Annotated in this window: 26 protein-coding genes and 1 tRNA gene; 5 read left to right on the plus strand and 22 right to left on the minus strand. The window is 31.1% G+C overall.

The features are described 5' to 3' along the window. Positions 1-2 precede the first annotated feature (2 nt). The gene (locus tag F6464_RS01625; RefSeq protein ID WP_151106004.1) at positions 3-944 is read left to right on the plus strand and encodes a nucleotidyltransferase domain-containing protein; all 942 of its coding nucleotides are present in this window, start codon (positions 3-5) and stop codon (positions 942-944) included. Positions 945-947: 3 nt separating this feature from the next. Further along, positions 948-1,628: a hypothetical protein gene (locus tag F6464_RS01630; RefSeq protein WP_151106005.1), complete on the plus strand. Its 681-nt coding sequence runs from the start codon at positions 948-950 to the stop codon at positions 1,626-1,628. Positions 1,629-1,632: 4 nt separating this feature from the next. Here F6464_RS01630 and F6464_RS01635 read toward each other — a convergent pair whose 3' ends face one another. The 14 genes from F6464_RS01635 to F6464_RS01700 form a co-directional block, all read right to left on the minus strand. Next, positions 1,633-2,592 carry a hypothetical protein gene (locus F6464_RS01635; protein ID WP_151106006.1) on the minus strand — a complete coding sequence of 320 codons (960 nt, stop codon included), beginning with the start codon at positions 2,590-2,592 and terminating at the stop codon, positions 1,633-1,635. A gap of 22 nt (positions 2,593-2,614) precedes the next feature. Next, positions 2,615-4,051 (minus strand): hypothetical protein, encoded by a 1,437-nt coding sequence (locus F6464_RS01640; RefSeq protein ID WP_151106007.1) that lies wholly within the window; start codon positions 4,049-4,051, stop codon positions 2,615-2,617. A gap of 83 nt (positions 4,052-4,134) precedes the next feature. Further along, positions 4,135-4,749: an ATP-binding protein gene (locus tag F6464_RS01645; RefSeq protein ID WP_151106008.1), complete on the minus strand. Its 615-nt coding sequence runs from the start codon at positions 4,747-4,749 to the stop codon at positions 4,135-4,137. A 17-nt stretch (positions 4,750-4,766) separates the two neighbouring features. Beyond that, positions 4,767-5,615: a transcriptional regulator gene (locus tag F6464_RS01650; protein WP_151106009.1), complete on the minus strand. Its 849-nt coding sequence runs from the start codon at positions 5,613-5,615 to the stop codon at positions 4,767-4,769. After that, positions 5,612-5,917 carry a helix-turn-helix domain-containing protein gene (locus tag F6464_RS01655; protein WP_151106010.1) on the minus strand — a complete coding sequence of 102 codons (306 nt, stop codon included), beginning with the start codon at positions 5,915-5,917 and terminating at the stop codon, positions 5,612-5,614. Before F6464_RS01655 ends, F6464_RS01650 begins: the two co-directional genes overlap by 4 nt. Before the next feature lie 113 nt (positions 5,918-6,030). Further along, entirely contained in the window at positions 6,031-6,879 is an 849-nt protein-coding gene (locus F6464_RS01660; protein ID WP_151106011.1) for an RteC domain-containing protein, read from the minus strand. Positions 6,880-6,965: 86 nt separating this feature from the next. Further along, on the minus strand, positions 6,966-7,595 hold the full coding sequence (locus F6464_RS01665) for an NADPH-dependent F420 reductase (RefSeq protein ID WP_151106012.1): 630 nt from the start codon (positions 7,593-7,595) through the stop codon (positions 6,966-6,968). An 18-nt stretch (positions 7,596-7,613) separates the two neighbouring features. Continuing rightward, entirely contained in the window at positions 7,614-8,270 is a 657-nt protein-coding gene (locus F6464_RS01670) for an SDR family NAD(P)-dependent oxidoreductase (protein ID WP_151106013.1), read from the minus strand. 23 nt (positions 8,271-8,293) lie between these two features. Next, on the minus strand, positions 8,294-8,956 hold the full coding sequence (locus tag F6464_RS01675) for a potassium channel family protein (RefSeq protein WP_151106014.1): 663 nt from the start codon (positions 8,954-8,956) through the stop codon (positions 8,294-8,296). A gap of 11 nt (positions 8,957-8,967) precedes the next feature. After that, positions 8,968-9,774, minus strand: coding sequence for an SDR family NAD(P)-dependent oxidoreductase (locus F6464_RS01680; RefSeq protein ID WP_151106015.1), 807 nt, complete (start codon positions 9,772-9,774; stop codon positions 8,968-8,970). A 19-nt stretch (positions 9,775-9,793) separates the two neighbouring features. Beyond that, positions 9,794-10,243: a DMT family transporter gene (locus F6464_RS01685; RefSeq protein ID WP_191963307.1), complete on the minus strand. Its 450-nt coding sequence runs from the start codon at positions 10,241-10,243 to the stop codon at positions 9,794-9,796. A 2-nt stretch (positions 10,244-10,245) separates the two neighbouring features. Beyond that, the gene (locus tag F6464_RS01690; RefSeq protein ID WP_225318015.1) at positions 10,246-11,025 is read right to left on the minus strand and encodes a DUF481 domain-containing protein; all 780 of its coding nucleotides are present in this window, start codon (positions 11,023-11,025) and stop codon (positions 10,246-10,248) included. A gap of 128 nt (positions 11,026-11,153) precedes the next feature. Further along, positions 11,154-12,671 (minus strand): alpha/beta fold hydrolase, encoded by a 1,518-nt coding sequence (locus tag F6464_RS01695; protein WP_151106017.1) that lies wholly within the window; start codon positions 12,669-12,671, stop codon positions 11,154-11,156. 16 nt (positions 12,672-12,687) lie between these two features. Continuing rightward, the gene (locus tag F6464_RS01700; RefSeq protein ID WP_151106018.1) at positions 12,688-13,458 is read right to left on the minus strand and encodes a type 1 glutamine amidotransferase domain-containing protein; all 771 of its coding nucleotides are present in this window, start codon (positions 13,456-13,458) and stop codon (positions 12,688-12,690) included. A gap of 174 nt (positions 13,459-13,632) precedes the next feature. Here F6464_RS01700 and F6464_RS01705 point away from each other — a divergent pair, with 174 nt between their 5' ends. After that, complete coding sequence (locus F6464_RS01705; RefSeq protein WP_151106019.1) at positions 13,633-13,980, plus strand: winged helix-turn-helix transcriptional regulator; 348 nt, start codon at positions 13,633-13,635, stop codon at positions 13,978-13,980. Here F6464_RS01705 and F6464_RS01710 read toward each other — a convergent pair whose 3' ends face one another. From F6464_RS01710 to tpx, 8 genes are all read right to left on the minus strand, one after another. Then, positions 13,981-15,213 (minus strand): site-specific integrase, encoded by a 1,233-nt coding sequence (locus F6464_RS01710; RefSeq protein ID WP_151106020.1) that lies wholly within the window; start codon positions 15,211-15,213, stop codon positions 13,981-13,983. Between the two features lie 282 nt (positions 15,214-15,495). Next, a tRNA-Ser gene (locus F6464_RS01715) sits at positions 15,496-15,583 on the minus strand. A gap of 158 nt (positions 15,584-15,741) precedes the next feature. After that, positions 15,742-16,875, minus strand: a complete 1,134-nt coding sequence (gene ribB / locus F6464_RS01720; RefSeq protein ID WP_151106021.1) for a 3,4-dihydroxy-2-butanone-4-phosphate synthase — start codon at positions 16,873-16,875, stop codon at positions 15,742-15,744. 6 nt (positions 16,876-16,881) lie between these two features. After that, positions 16,882-18,333, minus strand: a complete 1,452-nt coding sequence (locus tag F6464_RS01725) for an LptF/LptG family permease (RefSeq protein ID WP_151106022.1) — start codon at positions 18,331-18,333, stop codon at positions 16,882-16,884. A gap of 6 nt (positions 18,334-18,339) precedes the next feature. Continuing rightward, positions 18,340-18,981 carry a LolA family protein gene (locus F6464_RS01730; RefSeq protein WP_151106023.1) on the minus strand — a complete coding sequence of 214 codons (642 nt, stop codon included), beginning with the start codon at positions 18,979-18,981 and terminating at the stop codon, positions 18,340-18,342. Between the two features lies 1 nt (position 18,982). Further along, a complete protein-coding gene (locus F6464_RS01735; protein WP_151106024.1) occupies positions 18,983-21,421 on the minus strand; it encodes a DNA translocase FtsK in 2,439 nt (812 codons plus the stop codon). A gap of 35 nt (positions 21,422-21,456) precedes the next feature. After that, the gene (locus F6464_RS01740; protein ID WP_151106025.1) at positions 21,457-21,831 is read right to left on the minus strand and encodes a diacylglycerol kinase; all 375 of its coding nucleotides are present in this window, start codon (positions 21,829-21,831) and stop codon (positions 21,457-21,459) included. Positions 21,832-21,837: 6 nt separating this feature from the next. Further along, entirely contained in the window at positions 21,838-22,335 is a 498-nt protein-coding gene (gene tpx / locus F6464_RS01745; protein ID WP_151106026.1) for a thiol peroxidase, read from the minus strand. A 140-nt stretch (positions 22,336-22,475) separates the two neighbouring features. Between tpx and F6464_RS01750 the strand changes: the two genes are divergently transcribed. Next, on the plus strand, positions 22,476-22,799 hold the full coding sequence (locus F6464_RS01750; RefSeq protein ID WP_151106027.1) for an ArsR/SmtB family transcription factor: 324 nt from the start codon (positions 22,476-22,478) through the stop codon (positions 22,797-22,799). A 51-nt stretch (positions 22,800-22,850) separates the two neighbouring features. After that, a complete protein-coding gene (locus F6464_RS01755) occupies positions 22,851-23,327 on the plus strand; it encodes a DUF6428 family protein (RefSeq protein ID WP_151106028.1) in 477 nt (158 codons plus the stop codon). Positions 23,328-23,334 lie beyond the last annotated feature (7 nt).

The following is a 23,334-nucleotide window of genomic DNA, read 5'->3' on the forward strand; positions in this document are numbered from 1 at the left end:
CTATGGCAAACTGTCACAACTTATTTGGAGAATTTAATACCGAAATTTCTCTAACATCAAATAAAAAATCAAAAATGACTACCTCTAAAGACGGTATTAGAGAAAGAATTAGAAAATATTTTAAAGAAAATCATTCTGAATATACTCCAAAATTCTATATACAAGGTTCTTATAAAATGAAAACTGGTATTAGAACCAAAGATGATGTATGTGATTTAGATGATGGTGTTTATTTTTTCAGAACACCAGATGTAACTGCTACAACTTTACAAAACTGGATTTGGGATGCAGTTAATGGTTATACTTCAACCTCTCCAGAACATAGAAAAAAATGTATTAGAAATATCTTTTCAGGTGATTATGAAATTGATATACCAGTTTATTATAAAGTAAGTGGAGAAGAATATCAACTTGCAGTGAAAAATAACGGTTGGGAAGACAGTGATCCAAAAGCACTTATTGATTGGTTTAATAATAATAAAGATACTAATGGAAAAGTGATTAAAGCCATTAAAGAATTAAAAGCGTGGTGCGATTATAAAAGAAATAAAATGCCTAGCGGACTTGCTATGACTATTCTAGCTATTAATGCAAAAGATAAGATTGTTCTTAATGATAGAGATGATATATTATTGACCGACATTTTAAGAGAAATTAAAAAAACTTTAACTCAAAAATTTGAATGTATAGTTCCTGTAACTCCAAAAGATGATTTATTTGCTGATTATGATGAAATTAGAAAGACTAATTTTCTAAATAACTTGGATAGTTTTCTTTCTGATGCAGAATCTGCTTTGAAAGAAAAAAATAATCTTAAAGCTAGCAGATTATGGCAAAAACATTTAGGAAATAGATTTCCAGATGGAGAAGATAAAAATGAACAATCAAATAGTAATTCTGCAACAACAAGCGGAGCTGCTTTATCAAGACCTTGGGGAAAATAAGAAATGAACTATTATAGTGTTTTTGAACAAGAAGCAAAAGAAGTTATTAATAAATACAAGGAGTTATCATTTAAAATTGAAGATGGAATTCCTTGTGTTTTTGGGACTGTTATTTTGGATGATGAATATGGGAACATTGAAGATACTTATCAAATTGAGATTAAGGCTGTAATTGATTATCCATTTAGTTTTCCTTTATTATTTGAAACCGGAGGACGTATTCCTAGAAATATTGATTGGCATATATTTGAAAAAACTGGAAACTGTTGTATTGCTTCTCCTCCAGAGGAATTTATAATTTGTAATAGTGGTATAAATTTAATTTCATTTATTGAAAATCAAGTCAAAAATTATTTTTACAGTCAAATTTTCCGAAATCAAAATGGTTATTTTTTAAAAGAAAGGTCTCACGGAAGCAAAGGTTGGATTGAGTTTTTTGAAGAAACATTTATGACCAATAATATTTTCAATATTGAGTTTGGATTAAATCAAATACTTGAAGGAAAAAAAATAGATAGAGTTTCAGATTGCTTTTGTGGTAGTGGCAAAAAATATAGAAAATGCCACAAAAAAAGTTATGATGTTTTATCTAAATTAACTTTAGATAATGTTCATTTATTTATGAATGCTTTGAGAGATACTAATGAATATAAAATGGCAAAACAAAAGCAATTTTTAGGATAATTGTTTAATTCTTATCTAAATACTTCTTCATAACCCACCCCGTTTGCATTAAATTATCTTTTGGATCAATGTAGCTTACAAATGCCCATTTGTGCTTAATTTGCAAAACAATTACATCAAAATTTTTAGGAAGTGATGTTATAATAATCGTTTTAGTTTTTGGCTTTAACATTACTTTTGAAGCCCGGTTTGTAGTTCTGTACTCTTTTATTTCTTTGAGTTTTAATTCTATGGATTGTTGTATTTTTCTCTCAAACTTCATCAAATCTTCTTTTGTAGCAGGTTCAGCTTTTGTTTTTACAAAATCATAATATTGATGTATGCTCATAAGGTTTACCATTACCGAAATGAATAATAAAGTATTAACTCCAAACTTTTTATTCTTTTGGTAGAATGATACAATTTTTTCAATAAGTTGCTCAAACCTTATACTTTCTTCCTGTGTTAATGCTATATCCGAAGTAAAACTATTGGCTATTTCAAAAGCTTGTTCATTAATATTTTCAAATTCATCTAATAAATTCCATTGGTTGCTTTTAGCAGCAATTGCCGCAATCTGTCCAGATATACCACTCATAGCAAACTGTAAGCTGTTGATTTGTGCTAAATAAGCTTTTTGGCTTTCAAAAATAGAAGAAATCCCTTTTAAATTTCCAAATATGCTTTCCTGCATTTGACTAATTCCTTTAATAGCCTCTAATGTTGGTTCTGGAATTTGAAATAGTTTCGATTGATTTGTAATAGATTTTGAAAGTATATCTAGTCCAATATTCTTTGGAAAATAATTTTGTTGGCGTGCAATACCTTTAAAAATAGCATCGGTCATAGTTATGGAACTCAATTTATTTTGCCATAGCTCTTGTGAATGCATCATTTTCATCATCGAGTTACTAATCCCCAATTGATTATTGAGTTTTTGAGCAAAATTTGTACTTTTTATTATGGCATCTAGCGAGTTCATCATAATTTATAATTTTGTAATAAAATTAATTTTCAATCTGTTTTTCTTCTTTTGTTAGTGGAAAAAAATACATTTGAAACCAACCATTTAATCTTTTTATATTGATTTGACCTATATTAGTTTCCCAAGTTCTACCTGTCCAATCTACTCCGCTGTTAATTTCGTCTAATTCAAAATAAGATTTACCATTTATATCTATACCCAATTTATCAACAAATAATTTTAACATTGTTTCAATTTCTCGTTGGCTAATAATATAACTTTTTGATGGGCTTTCTTTTCCTAAAATAAATAAAGCCTCATTTACTCCAGGATTGGGGATTAATATTTTATTGAAAAAATTAAAAAAATATAGACTTGTGTAATTTATCCAACCAAAAATTTCTCCGTTTTCATACCTCTGTTCTTGAAAGTTTTCAACTCTTTGCATTTCGCCATTTATACTTCTAAAGTGATCATCAAAACTATTTTCATTTAGAAATAAGTTGTAATATTGTATGAATTCATTCGGTTTTAACACAATCGTATAAATGACTAATTTTTGAAATACTGCTTTTGTTTTGTGATAATTTTTATCATCATTAGTAATGTAAAACTCGCATCTAGATGCAAATGCGGAATGAGAAGCATCTTCAGTTGTATTCTTAAATGTATTTTTCTCTTTTTCAGTAACTTTTACTTTGTCTGCTTTAAAGCCGTGCATATCTAACTTGACATACTCATTTGTAATATCATTAAACCATTCTGGAGCATTTTTAGTTTTATCAAAATATTTATCAACATCAAAACTTTCTACACCCGTTTTCTTGTAAGCATTATCAATTACCTCAAAAGGATTTTTATTTTCGTTGAAGTGTCCACTATTTACTCCAATTTGTTGCACCATATTTCTTAAATCTTTGTAGTCTTCTGTTTCGTTCATATTGTGAAACATTTTACCAAAACTCTTAAAGAAACCGTTCATTGTTTTATCTTCTTTTAAACCTGGAAACATTTTGTCTAACATTGCAGCACTTTCAGTATTTTCAAAAGCTTCTTTAAAAGCGAAATCTAAAGGCATTGAAGCAATCATATTTTTCACGGAACTAACTAATCCAAACATTGGATTATCTTCCTCAATTGAGCTAAATAAATTATCAAGACTAAAATCTTGAAAAAGTGGTGCTTCTCGAATTCTATCATCTAATAACTCTCCCGGCTGGTATCTACTTAAAGTAACTTCTTTTGAATTATTCACTAAACATAAATCATCTGTTAAATGGGTTATGTAATCTAAATCTTCTCGAACTATTTTTTGCTCTTCCTCGCTATGATTTTTAATACTAGCGAAAATATCTCCAATGTGTGAGGTAGAATATAATAATAGAAATTTATCCCTGTTTAAAATTATATCATTTAGTTCTTGGAATTGATTGTTTTTCATTCCTGACATAACATTCCAATCTAAATAGACTTTAATCATAATTCTATGTTTTAGAACTTACCAAAATATAAAACTTTATTCAACAATTTGTTTTAAACGAATTTGACTTATTAACCTACTTATCAAACTCTTTTATCTATCGAATTATCATCAAAAGCAATCAAATTAAGCATTTCACGAAGTCTTGAGCGCACTCGATTACCATAAGCCGCTTCTATTTCGGTGGCGGAAAGATTACTGGTTATGTGCGTTATGACTTGTTTTGAAATGAAAATATCATATCTGGAGAGTATAATTTCTGCCATTACGTTACATTCGTTTCCGTAGTATTTTAGGTTTGTTTCTACGCCTAAATCATCGAAGCAATAGTTTCTGTATTCGGTGTGCGAATTGTTTCCGTGGCAGTATTTCTGAATGGTTTGATAGCCTTCTTTTATGAATTCAAAACTTATATCTCGGCAGGTTTTCATTATGAATTTATAGTTTGGTTGTGCAACGTATCGCATTAAAGTCATCAATGTTGTTTTCCCACAACCGACTGGTCCAGAAAGTAAAATTCCTTTGGATAGATCTAAATTAAAATTGGCAGCCATAACCTCATCTTTTAGAAAATAACATATCAGTTTTTGAATATTAATTATATCAGCTTCTCTGAAATGGAACTTTTCGCCAAACTGTAGTTTTCCCTTTTGTTCTAACCAAGTCATCATTTCGGGATAATTGTATTTTGAATTCATAGATTGTGATTTTCATTTTACAATGGCTCTGCATAATTTTTGTCAATGGTTGTGTTGAGGTTGTAGGCTCTTGGTTGCGGATTTGCTTTTTGTGTTGATGGATTTGGTAAATTGACCGAAAATTTCGGAGTATTCAACATCCAGTTTCGTGCTGCTGCTTGCCAATCTTTCATTTTGGTTTTTCCACCAATCAGCCAACCGATGCTGGAGTAATAATTGAAAAATCGTTCTGCTTCAAATTCGGTGAAATTCTGAAACTTGAAATATTCTTTGACTAAATCAATTGCTGGAGATATAAATTTTTCTTCTTTTTTTGCGGAACTCTTTTCTTCTTTTTTATTTTCGTTTTTTAAAAACAGATTATCATCAAAATTTTGAAAATTAGTGTCTATATCTATGTTTTTAATGTTTTTAAGTGTTTGTTTATTATTATATATATAAGGCGGTTCATTAACCTGTTCAGCAACCTGACCATTAACGTGTTCATTTTTTGGCTCGGTTTGTTCAAAAATTGGTGTGGTTTGTTCATTATTTGAACTGGTTGTATCTGAACTATTTGGACTAAAATTATTTCCTTCTGAAAAATTTATCATAAAAACTTCTGTTCCGGAATACGGATTATATGATGGGAAATAATCTAAAAACTTTAACCGTTGCAATTCTTTAATGCACTTGTGATAGGTCGCTTTTGATGCAATTTTGCTTCCTTTCATCATTTCGTCTCTCGAAATTGTGATTGGATTTTTGAATCGATTGACATTCCAACATTGAAATAGCGTTAAATACAAACTTATGTGTGTTGGATTTAGTGATTCTTCATTAGATATTCGATTGAAAAATCCTGTTAGGTGTTTGATATAATTCATCGTACCAACCATTTAGGATTGAACAAATTGGGAGTTGCTTCGACTTTGTTGGTTTCTAAAACTTTTTGCAAATCGGCATAAGCATAGAAAATTATTCCGCCGACTTTGGTGTATGATAACACGCCATTGATGCGTAAATTTTGCAAAGTACCTGGAGAAATGTTTAACAGCTTTCTGACTTCGGTAGATTTGAGCCATTGTTTTTGTTGCTGTGGTTTTGAATTAAACATTGCGTTTAAATCTGAAAGGAGAAGTGTACGGAATTCGTTCAAATCTTCGCGAGTGATAACTTCGATTGCCATAATGTGCCGTTTTAAATTGTTATGGCACAAAATTGTGGGTTTTGATTGGTTTTAAATCACAAGTCAATCACAAGTTGTGATAGATTTTTATGTAAAGTACTTTAAATACTAACCTAAAGTAGTTCGTCAGTGTTTTCCATTCGTTTTATTAACTTTTCTTTAAGGCTATTTAGAAATTTGGTAGGCTCCGCTTTTCTTACCCTAATTTCAAGGAAAGCCCTGTGATACTGCCCCAAATCTATGTCAAACACACTCTCGAAGTATTCGGCAATTTCCTTTAAATCTGATGCTCCATTATTGAACACACCCTCTGAATGTAAGGCGTATAAAAGCTCTATTAATGCGACTTTAGATCCAGTCCAAACTTGCTTTACCTTGTGATTGACTTGTGATTTTTCTTTTTGATCTCTATTATTCATATTCAAAAGTTTGTCTTCCAAGTATAATTCGATTAAATCATTGGCAATAATTCTAGCTACAATATAATCGTGAGAAGTTGAAAAAGTTCTGTCGGTCTCGATATAATAGCTATCTAAAACCATTTTGATATCAATTTTTCCACGAAGAAAATAATTAACATCAAGATACATACTTCCTGTTCTGTAATACTTGTAAAATTCTAAATTATTATCAAAAAACCGTTTGAGTTTTATTAATTCGGTTTGATAATATTTTTTAACAATTCTGTCTCCACCATAAGGTTTTCTGGTTTCAATCTTGTAAACTGAATTATAATAAATAAATTTTGAAAGGAATTGGGGTTTAATTTCTTTAAAAAAATGAATTTCCTCCTCATTCGATTTAAAACCTAATTTTAGCATCAATTTTTTTAAATTATCGAATGCTTTTATACTGATTTCAATTGCTTTTTCACATTTTTTTATAGGATTATCTATTTCTAAATCTATAAAATTAAGTTGTTCATTGAGGTCAGAAAGTAGGTTGTTTATTTTTGGGTTCAATTTTATATTAGTAGGTAAATTATAGAATCTATTTTACTAAAAAAACAAAACCCAATAATGGGTTTCATTTTATTTTTATTTGAAAATTATTTTTCCAACATCGCCCAAACAAAATTTGGATGATGTCCATCTCTTCTGGCGATTTTTACCCAGAGTAAAGTCATGTGTTCTAAATGTAATGCTTGATCGAGATTACCAGTATCTAATGTATCAAAACCCATGTCTGAATTAATCTTTTGTACTAATGATTTAGCTTCTATATTATTTCCTGCTATCAACATTATTGGTTTAACGTTATAATTAGGATAATTACTGTCTATAAAATTTTCAAAACCATATATGGTAAATGCTTTTACTACATTTGCTTCAGGTGCCCATTCTTGTACTTTTTCACTTCCAGAGATTTCACTTTTTAAACCATGAGAAATTCCCATTCCCACAGGATTTGTACAATCAACTAGTATTTTGTCATTGAAATTTACTGATTTTAATATAGATTCGTTTGCTTGAAATGGAGTCGCTAAAAAAACAATTTCTGCCTCATCAATAGCACTTTGAATATTCATTACCAAAAAATTACTGTTTTCCTTTAATGCTTTTTGAACGCTTTGAGAGTTTTCGCTATTAGAAGCAACTATAATATCATGACCTTTTTTTTGTAGATTATTTGCTATAGCAAATCCTACATTTCCTATTCCTATAAATGCTAGTTTCATTTCTATACTAATTTTGGATTAATAAATAATTTCATTTTCTTGATTTTCATTATTTTGATTGTATAATTTCCAATATTGTTCTGCTATTGCTTTTGGACTATACTTTTCATCGTTGGGATTCACAAAACCACAAACGGTCAATTGAGCAATATGAACATTAGTTCCAGTTGCTTTTTTCTGAAATGCTTGAACTAAATTTCTTAAAGCTGCTTTTCCAACACTCAATGATGTTAATTGATCGTCTCCACTCAAAGCGAAACCTCCATTGGTAACAAAAAGTTTACCTTTATTTTCTTTGATACAGAAAGGCAAAACCATTTTCATTAGATTAAAATAACCACCCACATTAATGTCCATTTGTTCTCTAATAGTTTCCCATTTTTGGTCTAAAATATCCATTCCAGAAAATGCTGCGGCATTGTATAAAATAACTTCTGCATGACCTTCTTTTTCTTTGATGGATAGTAGTGCACTTTTCAAGCTATCTTGATTAGCTACATCTGCAACAGCATAAGTAGCATCTATTCCATTTTTAGCCAATTCCATAACTTGCTCTTGTAATTTGCTTTCTGTTCTCGAAATGAGTACAATCTTGAAATTTTCTTTACCAAACTTTTCAGCAACACCTTGACTTATTCCAGGTCCTGCTCCTATAATTGTAATTAGTTTTTTCATTTTATTTTTTTTTAATCTTTAATTTATTCTTGACTTTTAAATGTGAAACGTGAAATAATAATACCAACTAATGCCACTAAATAGAATTGCCCAATGATAGTAAAAAACATAGTAATTAATCTTGATGTATCTGTTAGTGGTGCGATGTCTCCATAACCAACAGTTGTAATACTTGTCATACTAAAATATGAAAGTTGATTATAGATTGATGGAATGCCAAATTTTTGCAACCCTGAAAATGAATTTGGATAATTAAATTCAATTAATAAAAATGAAAATTGAGCAATTACTATTAAAAGAAGGTAGCCAGATACTGACCCAAAAATAACGCTTATACTAGACTCACTTTTCTCGAAAATTTGCCTCAAAATTTCGATAAAAATAAAGCAATAATATATTATATATATCCAAAATGATAATTGCGTTAACATTGAAGATTGAACTATAAATTCAAAAATAAGTGGTATAATAATACTAAATAAGAACAAAATATTTTTTGCTATTTTAATGATTTCAACTCTTTCATTAAAAATTCCAAAAGATGTAATTCCTAAAATAATCATATTGAATGGCCAAACTACTTTAGTGAAAAACTGATGATTTGGTATGAAAGCTTTATCAAATAACAAAAGTGTTAATGCAATTAACAATAATTCAAATCGATATGTATGAAGTTTTGAATTCATTTGTATTAAAATTATAAGTATTTATTCAAGTATGTTTTACTTAAATCCCATACCAAATCAGCTAGATTATCATCTTGAGCAATCGCAGTAATATTTGGATCAATTTGTTCCTGATAAATGTATAAATTTGAATGTGTTACAATTTTTGTGTCGGTTGCTGCAAATATTGCACTTCTAGCACCTTGAAAAGCGTCAGGTATATTATCCCAATTTCGATCCTGCATATTATTGAATAACTTTGTCTTTACATATCCTGGGTGAACGGTATTTACTAAAATATTTGTATTTGAAACCTCTTTAGATAATCGACGTGTGAATAATATATTGCAAAGTTTGGATTGAGAATAGGTTGCAATACCATCATAATCTTTCTTTCTCCATTCAATATCATCTAAATCAATTATATTTCTTCTGTGTGCACCAGATGAAGTATTAATTATTCTACCAGTTAATGGATTTAAAATTGGTGAAATTTTTAAAGTAAAAAGCATTGTTGCAAGATGATTTACCCCAAAATTCACTTCTATACCGTTTGAAGTTTCTTTAAATTCCATTTCCCAAACTCCTGCATTGTTAATTAAAATATCAATTGATTTAAATTGACTTTTAATTTGCTTAATGGAATTATCAATACTTTCAAATGAAGCAAAATCAGTCTGAAAAAAAGTAAGTTTATAGTTTGAAAGATTACTTATTATACTATTTGCAACTTCTATATTTCTTCCTGTAAAAATTACTTCATAGTTATTAATAGCAAAATATTTAACTAATTCTAGTCCGATACCTGAAGTTCCTCCTGTTATAATTATAGTCTTCATTCAAAAATTATTTTATTTCTTAAAATTTCTTGATTAAATAAACTCCTGTGCACAATAATAGTATGCCTATAAGACGTTGCCAGTTAATTGTGTGGATTGGTGCTCCAAATAAGCCAAATTGATCTATAATCATTGCTGCTAAAACTTGCCCAAGAAGTACTAGGACAGTAACATTGCCAATGCCTAGCTTGGGAGCCAACAAAACTATAAGCAAAATGTAAGTGCCTCCTAAAATTCCTCCTAAATAACTCCATTTTGGCGCAGATGTAAACTGAATATATGAAGGTATAGTTTGCTTTGTAATAATTATATAAATTACAAGCCCCAGAAACGCTATAAGAAAAACCGATAAAGCTGAAAAATATGGACTTTGGAGGTTTTTACCTAATGCAGTATTCATAGCGCTTTGAAAAGGTATCATTGCACCAGCAGAAATTGCTAGAATTATAAATAGTATTGCGTTATTCATTTTCATTTGTTTTTACTTGTTGATTTAAAGTTATAGGCAAAACCAAAAGTTAGGATTTTGTCGTCTTTTTTAATTTTTATGGGTGTCACATTTTCGTGACTGATGGTGTAAAGCGTATTAAATGACAATCCTTTCCACAACGGAAAATCAAACCCCATATCAGCTTGAGTTCTATAATTATTATTGTTGTTGAAAGCGGGTTGGTAAAAAGCATCATAGTAAACTCTAATCTTTTTTTCTAATATGTAATTCCATCCTCCTAAATACACTGTCCCTCTCCATAAACTAATACGATCATTATCATTATACTCTTCAAAGTTATAAGATGTTGTTTTGTATTGCGTATTTTCATAAATCGTACTAGCTGAAAATTTCAAAACGTTTTTATTATTATTTATGATTTGATACGTTAGACCTGCTCCTATAAAATATCTACTATCTATTTTTCTACGAAAATTGCCAGATAAATAACTGATAATAAACGGATATAGTTTTTTGTTGGGTTTGAAATACAAATAATTTCTGCTAAAAATATCATTGTCAGCTTTATTTTCTGAAAATTCTTGATATAATCCTGAATTTTGAGATTTAAAAACCCAGTTTTTTACCGGAACTAATGTAAATTCTAATTTGCTTTTTAAAGTTAATATCTCAACGTTTCCCTTCTGAAAATTACCAGTAAAACTTGTTCGGATTTGAAATTTTTCAGTATCGCTTTCGTTAATTTGGGCTTTAACCAAGAAAACTGATAATAAAAAAAATATAGTTATTAATTTTCTCATTTTATTTAACTTTTAATGGGTAATCCTAATTTAATAGGTCAGTTTTCTTTATCACAAATATATTTTAACATTATGTTATTTTAATTAAGACAGAGTTTGATTATCAAGCTCTGTCTTAATTGTTTTGATTATTTAATACTTGTTAGTATATCTACAAATTCCGCTGGTTTAACCACAAAAGGTAAATGCGAAGTATTCATTTCAAAAACTTTTTTTACGGTTCCATTGTCCTTAATCATTTGTTGTTGCAATAGGTAAGGAACTGCGTAATCATTTTTTGTAGAAATATAATATTTAGGAATTCCTGCAAATTTTATTGTTAGTTTTACATTATCATTTAATCCTTTTGTTGGTTCGGCTCTATGATATTTTACTAACACATCTTTCATATAATCTGGGCAATCTGCACAAACTACAGTAGCAATTGCATCTTTTTTAATGCTTACTAATGAATAGTCTTTATTAAATTCAAAAACCTCAATTGGTTTGTTGTTCAGAAATTTATTTGTAATACCAGATACATTTTCACCATTTTTTGGAAGATAAGCTGATACATATATTAGCTTGTCAATTTTATTTGGAATGTTTTCAGCTACTTGTGATATGACAACGCCTGCCATACTGTGACCAACTAAAATTACCTTTCCTTTTTGAGCATTAATTACATTTGTAACTGTTTTTACATAATCATTTAAACCAACTCCAACTCCATAAGTATTATCTGCTCCGTGTGCAGGAAGATTTACTACAACTACATTTGCTTTTTTTGCTAAATTGTTTCTAACAAAACCCCATGCACTTTCATCAGCCCACGCACCATGTACTAGAACATAAGTAGGGTAACGAGATTTATCTTTTTCTAATTGTTCAATAATTAATTTTGCTGCCTCTGAACCCGAATTTTGTTGTTGACCAGTAATTAAATTTCCGTCTTGAACTGCATGAGCCTCAAACATAGGAGCAACTTCAAATTTGTTATTTGGCATTTTTGAAGCCTCATCTTGTATTCTAAATGGTTGTATTTTTTGTCCTACATATGCATCTGCATAATTTTCTTCTGTATTAGCAAAACCAGTCCATTTTTTACCTTCTACTAAATATTTGTCATTTGGTAGTTTTGTTTTTAATAGTATGCAAGTCCCGTGGCAAATTGCTCCAGTTGGTTTTCCAGTTTGGTAAAAATCTGCAAAGAATTTATGTAATTCCTTATTATCTATAAAGGTGTACATTGGTCCTTGACCTCCACAAACTAAAACCGCTTTATAATCGTTTGGGTTAACCGCAGATAATTTTATTGTATTTTTAAGCAATGCTGATTTTGAAGCATCTTTCAAGAATCCTAATGATAGGTAATCCCATGCAGCATATTTACTTGCATCTTCAGGATCACTAAATCCATCAATTTTAATTTCTCCACCATCAGGACTTGCAATATCAATAGAGTATCCTGCTGTCATAAATTCCCAGTATGGATGAATTACTTCAGCCGCCCAAACACCAATAGGCCATCCAGTTTGTTTATTGGTAGATGGGTTTGAAGCAATTAGTAATATTTTGCCATTATTTCCAGCATTGTGCTGTGCAAATAATTTACTTGATGTTAATGCAGTAGATACTGCAAAAATAAAGATCAATATTTTTTTCATTTTTTTTATTTTTAAATTATTTTGATGATTTTAAAAGTTCAACAACTAATTCTGCTGCTGCTGCTCCAGAATTTTGTTGTTGTCCGGTTATTAAATTACCATCTGCAATAGCGTAAGAACTAAATGGAGCTGCTACTTTGAAACTTGTTCCTTCTATTTTTTTAGCTTCTTCTTCAATTCTGTATGGCTGAATTTTCATTCCTACTGCTTGATCTGCAAAATCTTCTTCTGCATTAGCAAAACCTGTCCAAGTTTTTCCTTTTACCAATAATTCGCCATTTGATTTCTTTGCATCTAGTAATAAAGTAGTAGAATGACAAACTGCAGCACTAGGTTTACCTGCATCATAAAAAGCTCCAAATAATTTTTCTAAATCTTTGTTGCCTTTGAATGTGTACATTGGACCTTGTCCACCTACCAAGAAAATAGCATCATAATTTTTAGCATCAACTTCCGTTAATTTCTTTGTGTTAGCCAACATATCGTCAAACGATTTTTGTTGCATATACCCTAAAGATATTACATCGTTAGCCGAGTAACCACTTGCATCGGTTGGGTTCGAATACCCGTCCATTATTAATTTTCCACCTTCGGTAGAAACCAATTCTACTTCATAACCAGCTTCTTGAAAAACTCTTAAAGGATGTGTTAATTCAGCAGCCCAAAAGCCAATAGGCCAACCTGTTTGTTTTGATACACTTGGTGAACTTGCCACCATTAAAATTTTACCTTTTAAAGGAGCACCATGAAAATGCACATAATTGTTGATTTCTTTTACTTTTTCCATTTTTGTGATTTTATTAATGTTATTTTTATTTGTTGAGCATTTCCAATTAGAGGAATAGCCATAAATTGTGACAATCGTCTTGTCATTTTTTAAATTTCTTACACAAAGTTATTTCAGTAATTGTTTATTTACAACAACTGCGTATCTTTGTAAGTAACTAACAAAAATGTAAGTATGCCAGATTTCGTAAAGGACAACCATCAATTTCATAATCCAGTTGAATTTGCTATAAGCAAAATAGGAGGCACCTATAAAATGCCTATTTTATGGAGATTAAAGGATAAAAAATGGCGTTTTAGTGAATTGCAAAGAAGCATTTCACACGCATCGGATAGGATGTTGTCAAAGGCTTTAAAGGAATTAATAGAAGATGGTTTTATAACCAAAGAAATATTTCCAGAAGTACCTCCTAGAGTTGAATATAATATTACAGAAAGAGGAATAAAATCAATAGCAATAATTGATGCTTTAAGAAATTATGGTTTAGATCTGATGAAAGATTTTGGAATCGAAAATCATTAATTAAATTGCTTTGGCAGTATTAAAAACTAATCGATCTCTTAAAATTTTCATATCCTCACTTACTTTTTTATCGAGAACCTTTGCGTAATGTTGGGTAGTTCTCAAATTTTTGTGACCTAGCATTTTGCTAACACTTTCTATTGGAACGCCATTTGTAAGTGTTACGGTCGTTGCAAAAGTGTGTCGGGCTATATGAAAGGTTAATTCTTTTTCGATCTCGCAAACGCCAGCTATTTCTTTGAGATAGGCATTCATTTTTTGATTTGTCAATATTGGAAGTAGTCTGTCTTCATTATTACTTTTAGGATGGTTAGCGTATTTATCAATAATCATTTGCGTTACGGGAAGGATTGGAATTTTAGAAGCCGTTTCGGTTTTCTGTCTGTGAGTAAAAATCCATTTCTCGCCATCAATTCCGATGCTTATATGCGACTTTGTTAGGTTTTTGACATCAATATATGCCAAACCAGTAAAGCAGCTAAAAAGGAATATATCGCGAACTAATGATAACCGTTCTGTTTTGAAATCTTTGTTGATGATGTTTTGAATTTCTTCTTCAGATAAATAAACTCGTTCGACTTCTTTAACTTTCGATTTATAATTTGCAAACGGATTTTTTTCAAGCCAGTCATTGGCCAGACAAAGTTTAATTATTTTGCTGAAGTTCTTGATATATTTAACGGCTGTGTTATTGGCACAGTTACGAACGCTTCTTAACCAAAATTCATAATCGGTTACAAAAGCGTGATCTATTTTGTTTATCTCAATATCGGAAACTTTGTATTTCCATTGCAAGAACTCTACCGTATGGCTCAACGAAGTTTTGTACCGCTCTAATGTTCCAGGTGCATATTCTTTGCCAACCAATTCTTTAATTTTGTTATTATGGTCTTGGAAGATTGGGATTAGCATTCTTGCTTTTTCATCAACTCCTAGTATTTTACTTTTGAGAGTTTCGGCTGTTATTGGAATTTTCTTGTGCACTAATTCCATTTGCATATCTATAATTTGAATTCTCAACATATCAAGATGGCTATTTATTGAACGAGCTTCTTCTGAATTGCCTTTCATTTTGCCTGCTTCTATCGACCATTTAGACATTTCTACAAATCGGTTGGAACTCAATTCAATTCTTTTTCCATTGATAGTAATTCGGGTGTAAATAGGGACTAAACCGTTTACACTGGCTTTGGCTCTCTTTGCGTAAAAGAGAATAGATACTTTTGTTTTCATCGTGGTAACCTTTTAGTTATTATTAAATTTAATTCTAAAAAGACTATATCACAAGATGTTCAGATAGTGAACCACTTCTTGAACTGGTTAATGAACTGGTTCGGAAGCCTTGTAAATACTAGCCAAGAGATAAAAATCGGTTACCCTAATTTCGGATAGTTTAGGGTAACCGATTTTATCCCTTTAGGTTCACGCATTAATGAATAATTTGAAGGTGTTGTAAACGAAAAAACCCTTTAAATCATACGATTTAAAGGGTTTTAATTCAATTTGTATTTCTACTGGCGGAGAAAGAGGGATTCGAACCCCCGGACCTGTTACAGTCAACAGTTTTCAAGACTGCCGCATTCGACCGCTCTGCCATTTCTCCAATAAGTCAAACATCAATTTCTCAATGCGGTTGCAAATATAGGAACCTTTTTTTGTTTTGCAAAAACTATTTTTATAAAAATGAACTTATTTTTAGCAGTTACAAATTAAGAGTTTCATTATCTATAGGTTACACTAATGAAAAGAAATTAATTATAATTAATAAGTCACATATTCAGTGATTTCCAATCCATATCCAATCATTCCAACTCTTTTAGTATGGGTTGCATTAGAGACTAATCGTATTTTAGAAATATCAATATCATGTAGTATTTGAGCTCCTATACCATAGTCTTTGCTGTCAATTACAATTTTTGGTGCTTTTAGAACGCCTTCCGATTGTAATGTTTTAAGTTCTGAAATCCTACTTAGTAAATTTACAGACTGCATGTCTTGATTGATGAATATTACTGCTCCCTGTCCTTGTTCATTAATGATTTTAAACATGTCATCTAACTGTTGTTCAGCATTATTAGTCAACGTTCCTAGCAAATCATTATTCACTTGAGTCGAATTGATTCGGGTTAATACAGGTTCTCCTAAATTCCAAGTGCCTTTTGTTAAGGCAATATGAATTTGTTTGTTGGTGGTTTGCTCGTAAGCTCTTAATCTAAAAATACCAAATCGAGTTTCTACATCAAAATCTTCTTTCTTTACAATCAAAGAATCATGTTGCATTCTGTAGGCCACTAAATCTTCTATGGAGACTAATTTTAAATTAAACTTTTTAGCGACAGCTACCAGTTGAGGCAATCGGGCCATAGTTCCGTCCTCGTTCATAATTTCAACAATAACACCTGCCGGTTTAAAACCTGCTAGTCTGGCAAAATCAATAGCCGCCTCTGTATGCCCCGTTCTTCTCAGTACACCTCCTTGTTTAGCTACAAGCGGGAAAATATGTCCAGGACGCGCTAAATGATACGGTTTTGTATTAGAATCTATTAAAGAAAGTATCGTTTTGGCTCTGTCTGATGCCGAGATGCCCGTCGTAACTCCATTTCCTTTCAAATCAACTGATACGGTAAAAGCAGTTTCCATGTGATCGGTATTGTTCGAAACCATAGGTCGCAACTCTAGTTCTTTGCAACGACTTTCGGTTAATGGGGCACAAATTAAACCTCTACCATGGGTTGCCATAAAATTAATCATCTCTGGCGTTACTTTTTCGGCTGCAGCCAAGAAATCGCCTTCGTTTTCACGGTCTTCATCATCTACTACAATTATTATTTTACCTTGACGAATATCTTCAATGGCTTCTTCAATTGTATTTAGAATTAATTGTTCAGTTTGCATCTTGGGCTATTGATTTTGTGAAGGAAATATTTTTTTAAATAATTTTTGAAAAGGCAGAAGCACTACGTCCATATTTATAAAACCGATATCATTGGTTGCTCTATAGGTTAATAAACACGCAATAGGGGTTAAAATAAAAGTGGCCATCCAACAACCAAGAAATGGCGTGAGTCCATCTTCTTGAGCTATTTTTTTTCCAAAGGTATTAACAAAGTGATAAATTATAAAGATTAACACTGCAAAAACGATTGGAAGTCCCAAACCTCCTTTTCTAATAATTGCACCCAATGGTGCGCCTATAAAAAACATTAAAATACAGGCAAATGCTATTACAAATTTATCGTATAAAGCAATCCAATGACTGTTAATTACTTTTGTTTTCGATTCGAGTTCCTGTTCTGTAGAATCAATTGTATAATTTGTATTGATAATAGAGTTATTGGCTATTTGTAATATCTCCGACTGTTCTTTTGGAATAAAATTAGAAAGTAAATCAGGATTTTTTATTTTAGTAGTAATGATGCTATCATTAAGCGCTTTGTTTGAACTAAGAGAACCTTGTGTTACCGTTCTTTGATACGAATTATCCACAAACGAAATAATATCTTTCTTTCGGTTGTTTTCAAGTGAATCAATAGTATACTTTAATTCACTTATATTAAGCATTGAATTGGTGTTTGAAATCGTATAATCTTCGTTATTAGTGTTATTTAATTTTGATAAATCTATATAGATGATGTATTTTTTGAAAGAACTTTTTGCAAAAGGAATTTTATTTCTCTCTTCATATTTTTTAGGAATGATATCTTCATAATAATAGCCATCATTAAGTACTAACTTTAAAATATTAGATTTTTCGTTACTTATAAGTTCTCCGTTTTTGGCTTTAATTACGTTTTTGCTACCATCAAAATTGTTCGATTTTTTGTGAATCGTTATTCCGGTAAGAAAATTGCCATTCTCCCCTGATTTTTTATCGACTTTAATATTGTAGCTTCCTACATCACTAAATTGTCCCTCGGCTATTGCCATTGCGGGTTTCATTTGTGCGATGTCTTTCCTGAAATTAATAAATTTAAATTCAGCATACGGAATTACATTATTAGCAAATATAAATGCACCGAGACTCAGAATTAGAATAAAAAAAGTTAAAAATTTCATTGTTCTTTGCAGTGAAATACCAGCTGATTTCATGGCAGCAAATTCATAATTCTCAGCAAAATCGCCAAATGACATTATCGAAGCCAATAGAACCGAAAGGGGTAATACTAGTGGAATAATTCTTGGCATAGCAAACATTAAGAATTTGATTACCAAAATGAAGTCTAAATCTTTACCTGCAAGTTCAGAAATAAACAGCCAAACTGTTTGAAGAATGAATATAAAAAAAAGGATTACAAATACGGAGGTAAATGTAATCACAAATGTTTTTAGAATGTATTTATCTAGTATTTTCACTTAAAACTAATCTAACTTATTGATGTAGTATTTTGGATATTTACTCGCCTCAAAGGTAAATTGATTTTTTGACAAAGGTTGATTGGTTTTGAAAGAATTTACAGTTAAAATGGTTTTGGTTCCATTTTTCCCCACTTCAATTAGATTGTAAATGTTTTTGGTTTGATTATCGATTCCTAAAAGAATTTCTTTTCTGGCATCTTTAGCATTTATTGGTATTAATTTAATGTACTGAATTTTTCTGCCTTTTACGTCCTGCAAAATATCCCAAACAAATTTGTAACCTGAGTTAAAAAAAGTTAACATTTTAGAGGGTGTTACTGAATTATCATCTTTTTCATTAAATTTTGTAACGCTAATTTCCTCGTCTTCAGGATTAATAGTATACGTTTTTTTTCCATCAAAAAGTTTTGTAACCCCCATTAAATTCAGAACAAATAAATTGCCCTTCATGATAACATTACCTTTACTTTCTTGATTGATGTTTTCTTTACTATTATTCAAAGTGTATTTAAATTCAATTACTATGTTGTCATAAGTTTTGATTTTTGCAGTTACCTGATCTAAAAGATCCTTTGCTTTTTTTTCTTGTGCCTGAATTGAAAAACTAAAAATTAGTAGTGCAAATACAGCTAAACATTTTTTCATGTTATGAATTATTTTGTTCATTGTTAAAAAACTGATCTAGAGAATTCAAGTCTAAAATGTTTACGCTCCTTGCCTTACTTCCTTCAAATGGGCCAACAATTCCTGCGGCTTCTAACTGATCTATCAATCTTCCCGCTCTGTTGTATCCCAACTTTAATTTTCTTTGAAGCAATGATGCAGAACCTTGTTGAGAAGTAACAATTATTTCTGCGGCTTCTCTAAACAATGAATCTCTTTCGGAAATATCCATATCAAGATTAATGCCACTTTCTTCGCCAATAAATTCTGGGAGCAAATAAGCATCGGGATAGGCTTTTTGGGAACCAATATATTCAGTGATTTTTTCTACTTCTGGAGTGTCTATAAAGGCACATTGCACCCGTACCACATCGTTTCCATTTGTATACAACATATCACCACGACCAATTAGCTGATCAGCACCTTGTGTATCTAAAATAGTTCTCGAATCAATTTTTGAAGTTACTCTAAAAGCTATTCTTGCGGGAAAATTGGCTTTTATTAAACCTGTAATTACATTTACCGATGGTCTTTGTGTTGCAATAATTAAGTGAATTCCGATAGCACGAGCCAACTGAGCCAATCGAGCGATTGGAGTTTCTACTTCTTTGCCCGCAGTCATAATCAAATCGGCAAACTCGTCTACAACTAAAACAATATAAGGTAAAAAGCGGTGGCCATTTTCAGGGTTAAGTTTTCGGGATTTGAATTTATCATTATACTCTTTTATGTTTCTAACCATCGCATCTTTCAATAAAGAATAGCGATTGTCCATTTCAACACATAAAGAGTTTAACGTATTGATTACCTTAGTGTTGTCTGTGATAATAGCATCTCCAGAATCTGGAAGTTTTGCTAGATAATGTCTTTCAATTTTATTAAATAAGGTAAGTTCTACTTTCTTCGGGTCGACCAAAACAAATTTTACTTCTGCAGGATGTTTTTTGTACAATAAAGAAGTTAATACCGCATTCAATCCAACCGATTTTCCTTGACCAGTTGCACCTGCCATCAACAAGTGGGGCATTTTAGCTAAATCGACTACAAAAGTTTCGTTAGAAATAGTTTTTCCTAAAGCTATTGGCAATTCCATTTCGGCTTCCTGAAATTTAGCGGAACCAATAACACTTTTCATCGAAACCATCGTAGGATTTTTGTTAGGAACTTCAATACCAATTGTTCCTTTTCCGGGAATAGGAGCAATGATACGAATTCCTAAGGCCGATAGTGATAATGCAATGTCATCTTCTAAACTTTTAATTTTTGAAATTCGAATTCCTGCTTCTGGAACAATTTCATACAACGTAACTGATGGACCAACGGTTGCTTTAATCTGCGCGATCTCAATTTTGTAATTGCGAAGTGTTTCTACAATTTTATTTTTATTTTCCTCTAATTCTTCTTGATTGATGGTAATTCCTCCAGTTGCATATTCTTTTAATAAGTCTAAAGTTGGAAACTTGTAATTGGATAAATCCAAAGTTGGATCAAACAGTCCAAAATCGGCAACTAACCGGGAAGCTAAATTCTCTTCAATAATGTCTTCTTCTTGAGCTTTTTCTATGACAAAAGCCTCATCGTTTGTATGAATGAGTTCTGGCGTAGGTGTGCTGATTTTCTTGATTGAATGCTCTAATTGTATTTCCGAAGCGTGCTGTATAGTTGGTTTTAAACTTTCTTTGTTAATTTCAAATTTCGAAATGGGTTTTAATTCGGGTTCTTCTATTTCCTCATCCTCCTCCTCATTTACAGCAAATTCTTCAAGGTTATAGTCATTTGAGGTAATTGGTGTTTTTGAAGTTTTAAGGTCGTCAGAAATTTCTTTTTTACTTCTTTCAAAGAAAGATTTAATGGCATCCGGCGATACCTTTATCTTGTAAATTAAATAGATGATTATTCCAAAAGATAAAACTAATAAAGTACCTGTTTTTCCTATATAAGTTTGAGAAAGTAGGTTTATTTCATAACCAATTGTACCCCCTAATTCTGGCAAATTACTAAAGCAGAAACTACATAAAACCGAAAGGATTATCATTACAAATAAATCCCAAAACCAAATATTTTTTAGTTTCAATAACGAAATATCTAATGCTAAGAATGCGCCAGTAAGAAAAAATAATTTTACAAATAAAAAGGAAGCCAATCCAAAACCTCTGTAAATAAAGATATCAGCTATAATTGCACCAAATTTACCTAACCAGTTGTTTACGGTTTCGTTTTTGTTACCTAGTTCTAAAACAGCACTTTGATCTTCTTGGCCATGAATAAAAAATGAAATAAATGCAACAAGCAATGCAATAGAAAAAAGCACTAACAAACTACCCAATAGCATTTTTTGTTGTCGGGTTATTTTCCAGCTTTTTTTCTGTTCGCCAGTATTGTCTATTTTTTTATCAGTGGATGTCTTGGTTGTTTTTGCCATACTTATTAAAATAGAAAACTAAAATTTTATTTGCTTTATAGAAATTTTGGTACATAGATAATTAAGCCAACAGCTATAGCTGTCATAGCAGCAAAGAATACGGCTCCTGCGGCAATGTCTTTTATAAAACCTATTTTCTCATGAAACTCCGGATGAATAAAATCGGCTACTTTTTCAACAGCAGTGTTTAATCCTTCAACGCCAAGAACTAAGCCAATAGCAAGCGTTTGAATGAGCCATTCTTCATGTGAAATATGAAAATAAAAACCAGCAAGTGTCATTAAAATACCAATGAAAGTTTGCACCATTACACTATGCTCAGTTGTAACAAGCTTTATGGCACCTTTCAGAGCAAATCCCATACTTTTAAATCTTCCAGTAAAGAAAGTATTGTCTTTTTGAAATTCCATTCTCTATTATAAAGCAGCTAATGCTGTCTCGTAGTTAGGTTCAGTGGCTATTTCTGGAACTTGTTCGGTATATTTTATAATGCCATTTTCATCTAATACAACAACCACTCTAGAAAGTAAACCAGCAAAAGGACCATCAAGTATTTCTAAGCCATAATCTTTGCCAAAGCTTCCTGTTTTAAAATCGGATAGGTTAATGACATTTTCTAATCCTTCTGCACCACAAAAACTCTTTTGTGCAAAAGGTAAATCGCGGGAAATACATAGTACTTTAGTGTTTACTAATTCACTTGCTTTTGAGTTAAATTGTCTTACTGATGCAGAACAAACGCCTGTTCCAACACTAGGGAAAATATTTAATACTAATTTACTTCCAGCAAAGTCAGCTAGAGAAGTTGTACCTAAATCGGTATTTACTAATTCAAATTGTGGTGCTTTTGAACCTACTTTTGGTAATTCACCGCTTGTGTGTATTGGATTTCCTCCTAATGTTATTGATGCCATTTTTAATAATTTTTTAGGTACCAAAAATAGCAAATTATTTCGGATTAAGGAATAACTACTTTATTTATAAATTTAACAAAAAAAATAGATTAGCAATATTGTTTTATCGTAATATTGCAATATATTAATTAATTTAAATTATGGGAGCATCAAAATCAGAGTCTTTTTCAGAAGAACATAACGAAATGGCAAGTTTGTTTAAAGCACTTTCGCATCCAGCTAGAATAGCAATTGTTGATTATCTATTGTCTGTAGAGACTTGTATCTGTGGTGATATTGTAAACAAACTACCTTTAGCGCAACCTACCATTTCACAACATTTGGCAGCATTAAAAAACGCCAACATTATAAAAGGTACGATTGAAGGAACAGCCATTTGTTACTGTATAAATCCTAATACCATAAATAAAATCGAAAATCATTTTGGAATGATTCGCCATAAATTAATGAATAAGTGTTGTTAAATAAATTCCAAAAGTCTTATTACTTAATACTCATATCTTAATACTTTCACTATGAGACTATCAGAAATAAAAAATCACCTAAAAAGTCTTTCTCAAATTGCTTTTCAATTGCCAAATGGAGAATGGGTTCCCAATCATTTTCACATTACCGAAGTAGGAAAAATATCCAAAGATTTCATCGATTGCGGTGGAGTGGTTCGTAAAGAAGAGGTAGCTAATTTCCAACTTTGGGAGGCCAACGATTACAATCACAGATTGCATCCTGAAAAATTGCTTCACATAATTGAATTGTCTGAAGAGAAGCTTCAAATTCCAGATTTAGAAATAGAAGTCGAATATCAAATGGCAACAACTATAGGAAAATTCAGTTTGGATTTTGACGGTAAAACCTTCCAATTAAAATCAAAACTAACCGATTGCTTAGCCAAAGACAATTGTGGCATTCCACCAGAAAAATTGAAAGTCAAAATAGGCGAATGGAAGCCAAAAGAAACTTCGTGCTGTACTCCAGATTCGGGATGTTGTTAACCCATTC

The organism is Flavobacterium luteum (assembly GCF_008806775.1).
GTDB classification, from domain to species: Bacteria; Bacteroidota; Bacteroidia; order Flavobacteriales; family Flavobacteriaceae; genus Flavobacterium; species Flavobacterium luteum.

Excerpts from the sequence above, each read along its gene's own strand:
- F6464_RS01655 (WP_151106010.1), bottom strand. The coding sequence starts at position 5,917 with ATGGCAATCGAAGTTATCACTCGCGAAGATTTGAACGAATTCCGTACA.
- F6464_RS01630 (WP_151106005.1), top strand. The coding sequence starts at position 948 with ATGAACTATTATAGTGTTTTTGAACAAGAAGCAAAAGAAGTTATTAAT.
- F6464_RS01700 (WP_151106018.1), bottom strand. The coding sequence starts at position 13,458 with ATGGAAAAAGTAAAAGAAATCAACAATTATGTGCATTTTCATGGTGCT.
- F6464_RS01735 (WP_151106024.1), bottom strand. The coding sequence starts at position 21,421 with ATGGCAAAAACAACCAAGACATCCACTGATAAAAAAATAGACAATACT.
- F6464_RS01705 (WP_151106019.1), top strand. The coding sequence starts at position 13,633 with ATGCCAGATTTCGTAAAGGACAACCATCAATTTCATAATCCAGTTGAA.
- F6464_RS01675 (WP_151106014.1), bottom strand. The coding sequence starts at position 8,956 with ATGAATTCAAAACTTCATACATATCGATTTGAATTATTGTTAATTGCA.
- ribB (WP_151106021.1), bottom strand. The coding sequence starts at position 16,875 with ATGCAAACTGAACAATTAATTCTAAATACAATTGAAGAAGCCATTGAA.
- tpx (WP_151106026.1), bottom strand. The coding sequence starts at position 22,335 with ATGGCATCAATAACATTAGGAGGAAATCCAATACACACAAGCGGTGAA.
- F6464_RS01710 (WP_151106020.1), bottom strand. The coding sequence starts at position 15,213 with ATGAAAACAAAAGTATCTATTCTCTTTTACGCAAAGAGAGCCAAAGCC.
- F6464_RS01635 (WP_151106006.1), bottom strand. The coding sequence starts at position 2,592 with ATGATGAACTCGCTAGATGCCATAATAAAAAGTACAAATTTTGCTCAA.
- F6464_RS01755 (WP_151106028.1), top strand. The coding sequence starts at position 22,851 with ATGAGACTATCAGAAATAAAAAATCACCTAAAAAGTCTTTCTCAAATT.
- F6464_RS01670 (WP_151106013.1), bottom strand. The coding sequence starts at position 8,270 with ATGAAAAAACTAATTACAATTATAGGAGCAGGACCTGGAATAAGTCAA.
- F6464_RS01730 (WP_151106023.1), bottom strand. The coding sequence starts at position 18,981 with ATGAAAAAATGTTTAGCTGTATTTGCACTACTAATTTTTAGTTTTTCA.
- F6464_RS01695 (WP_151106017.1), bottom strand. The coding sequence starts at position 12,671 with ATGAAAAAAATATTGATCTTTATTTTTGCAGTATCTACTGCATTAACA.
- F6464_RS01625 (WP_151106004.1), top strand. The coding sequence starts at position 3 with ATGGCAAACTGTCACAACTTATTTGGAGAATTTAATACCGAAATTTCT.
- F6464_RS01665 (WP_151106012.1), bottom strand. The coding sequence starts at position 7,595 with ATGAAACTAGCATTTATAGGAATAGGAAATGTAGGATTTGCTATAGCA.
- F6464_RS01740 (WP_151106025.1), bottom strand. The coding sequence starts at position 21,831 with ATGGAATTTCAAAAAGACAATACTTTCTTTACTGGAAGATTTAAAAGT.
- F6464_RS01690 (WP_225318015.1), bottom strand. The coding sequence starts at position 11,025 with ATGAGAAAATTAATAACTATATTTTTTTTATTATCAGTTTTCTTGGTT.
- F6464_RS01685 (WP_191963307.1), bottom strand. The coding sequence starts at position 10,243 with ATGAATAACGCAATACTATTTATAATTCTAGCAATTTCTGCTGGTGCA.
- F6464_RS01750 (WP_151106027.1), top strand. The coding sequence starts at position 22,476 with ATGGGAGCATCAAAATCAGAGTCTTTTTCAGAAGAACATAACGAAATG.
- F6464_RS01640 (WP_151106007.1), bottom strand. The coding sequence starts at position 4,051 with ATGATTAAAGTCTATTTAGATTGGAATGTTATGTCAGGAATGAAAAAC.
- F6464_RS01650 (WP_151106009.1), bottom strand. The coding sequence starts at position 5,615 with ATGAATTATATCAAACACCTAACAGGATTTTTCAATCGAATATCTAAT.
- F6464_RS01645 (WP_151106008.1), bottom strand. The coding sequence starts at position 4,749 with ATGAATTCAAAATACAATTATCCCGAAATGATGACTTGGTTAGAACAA.
- F6464_RS01680 (WP_151106015.1), bottom strand. The coding sequence starts at position 9,774 with ATGAAGACTATAATTATAACAGGAGGAACTTCAGGTATCGGACTAGAA.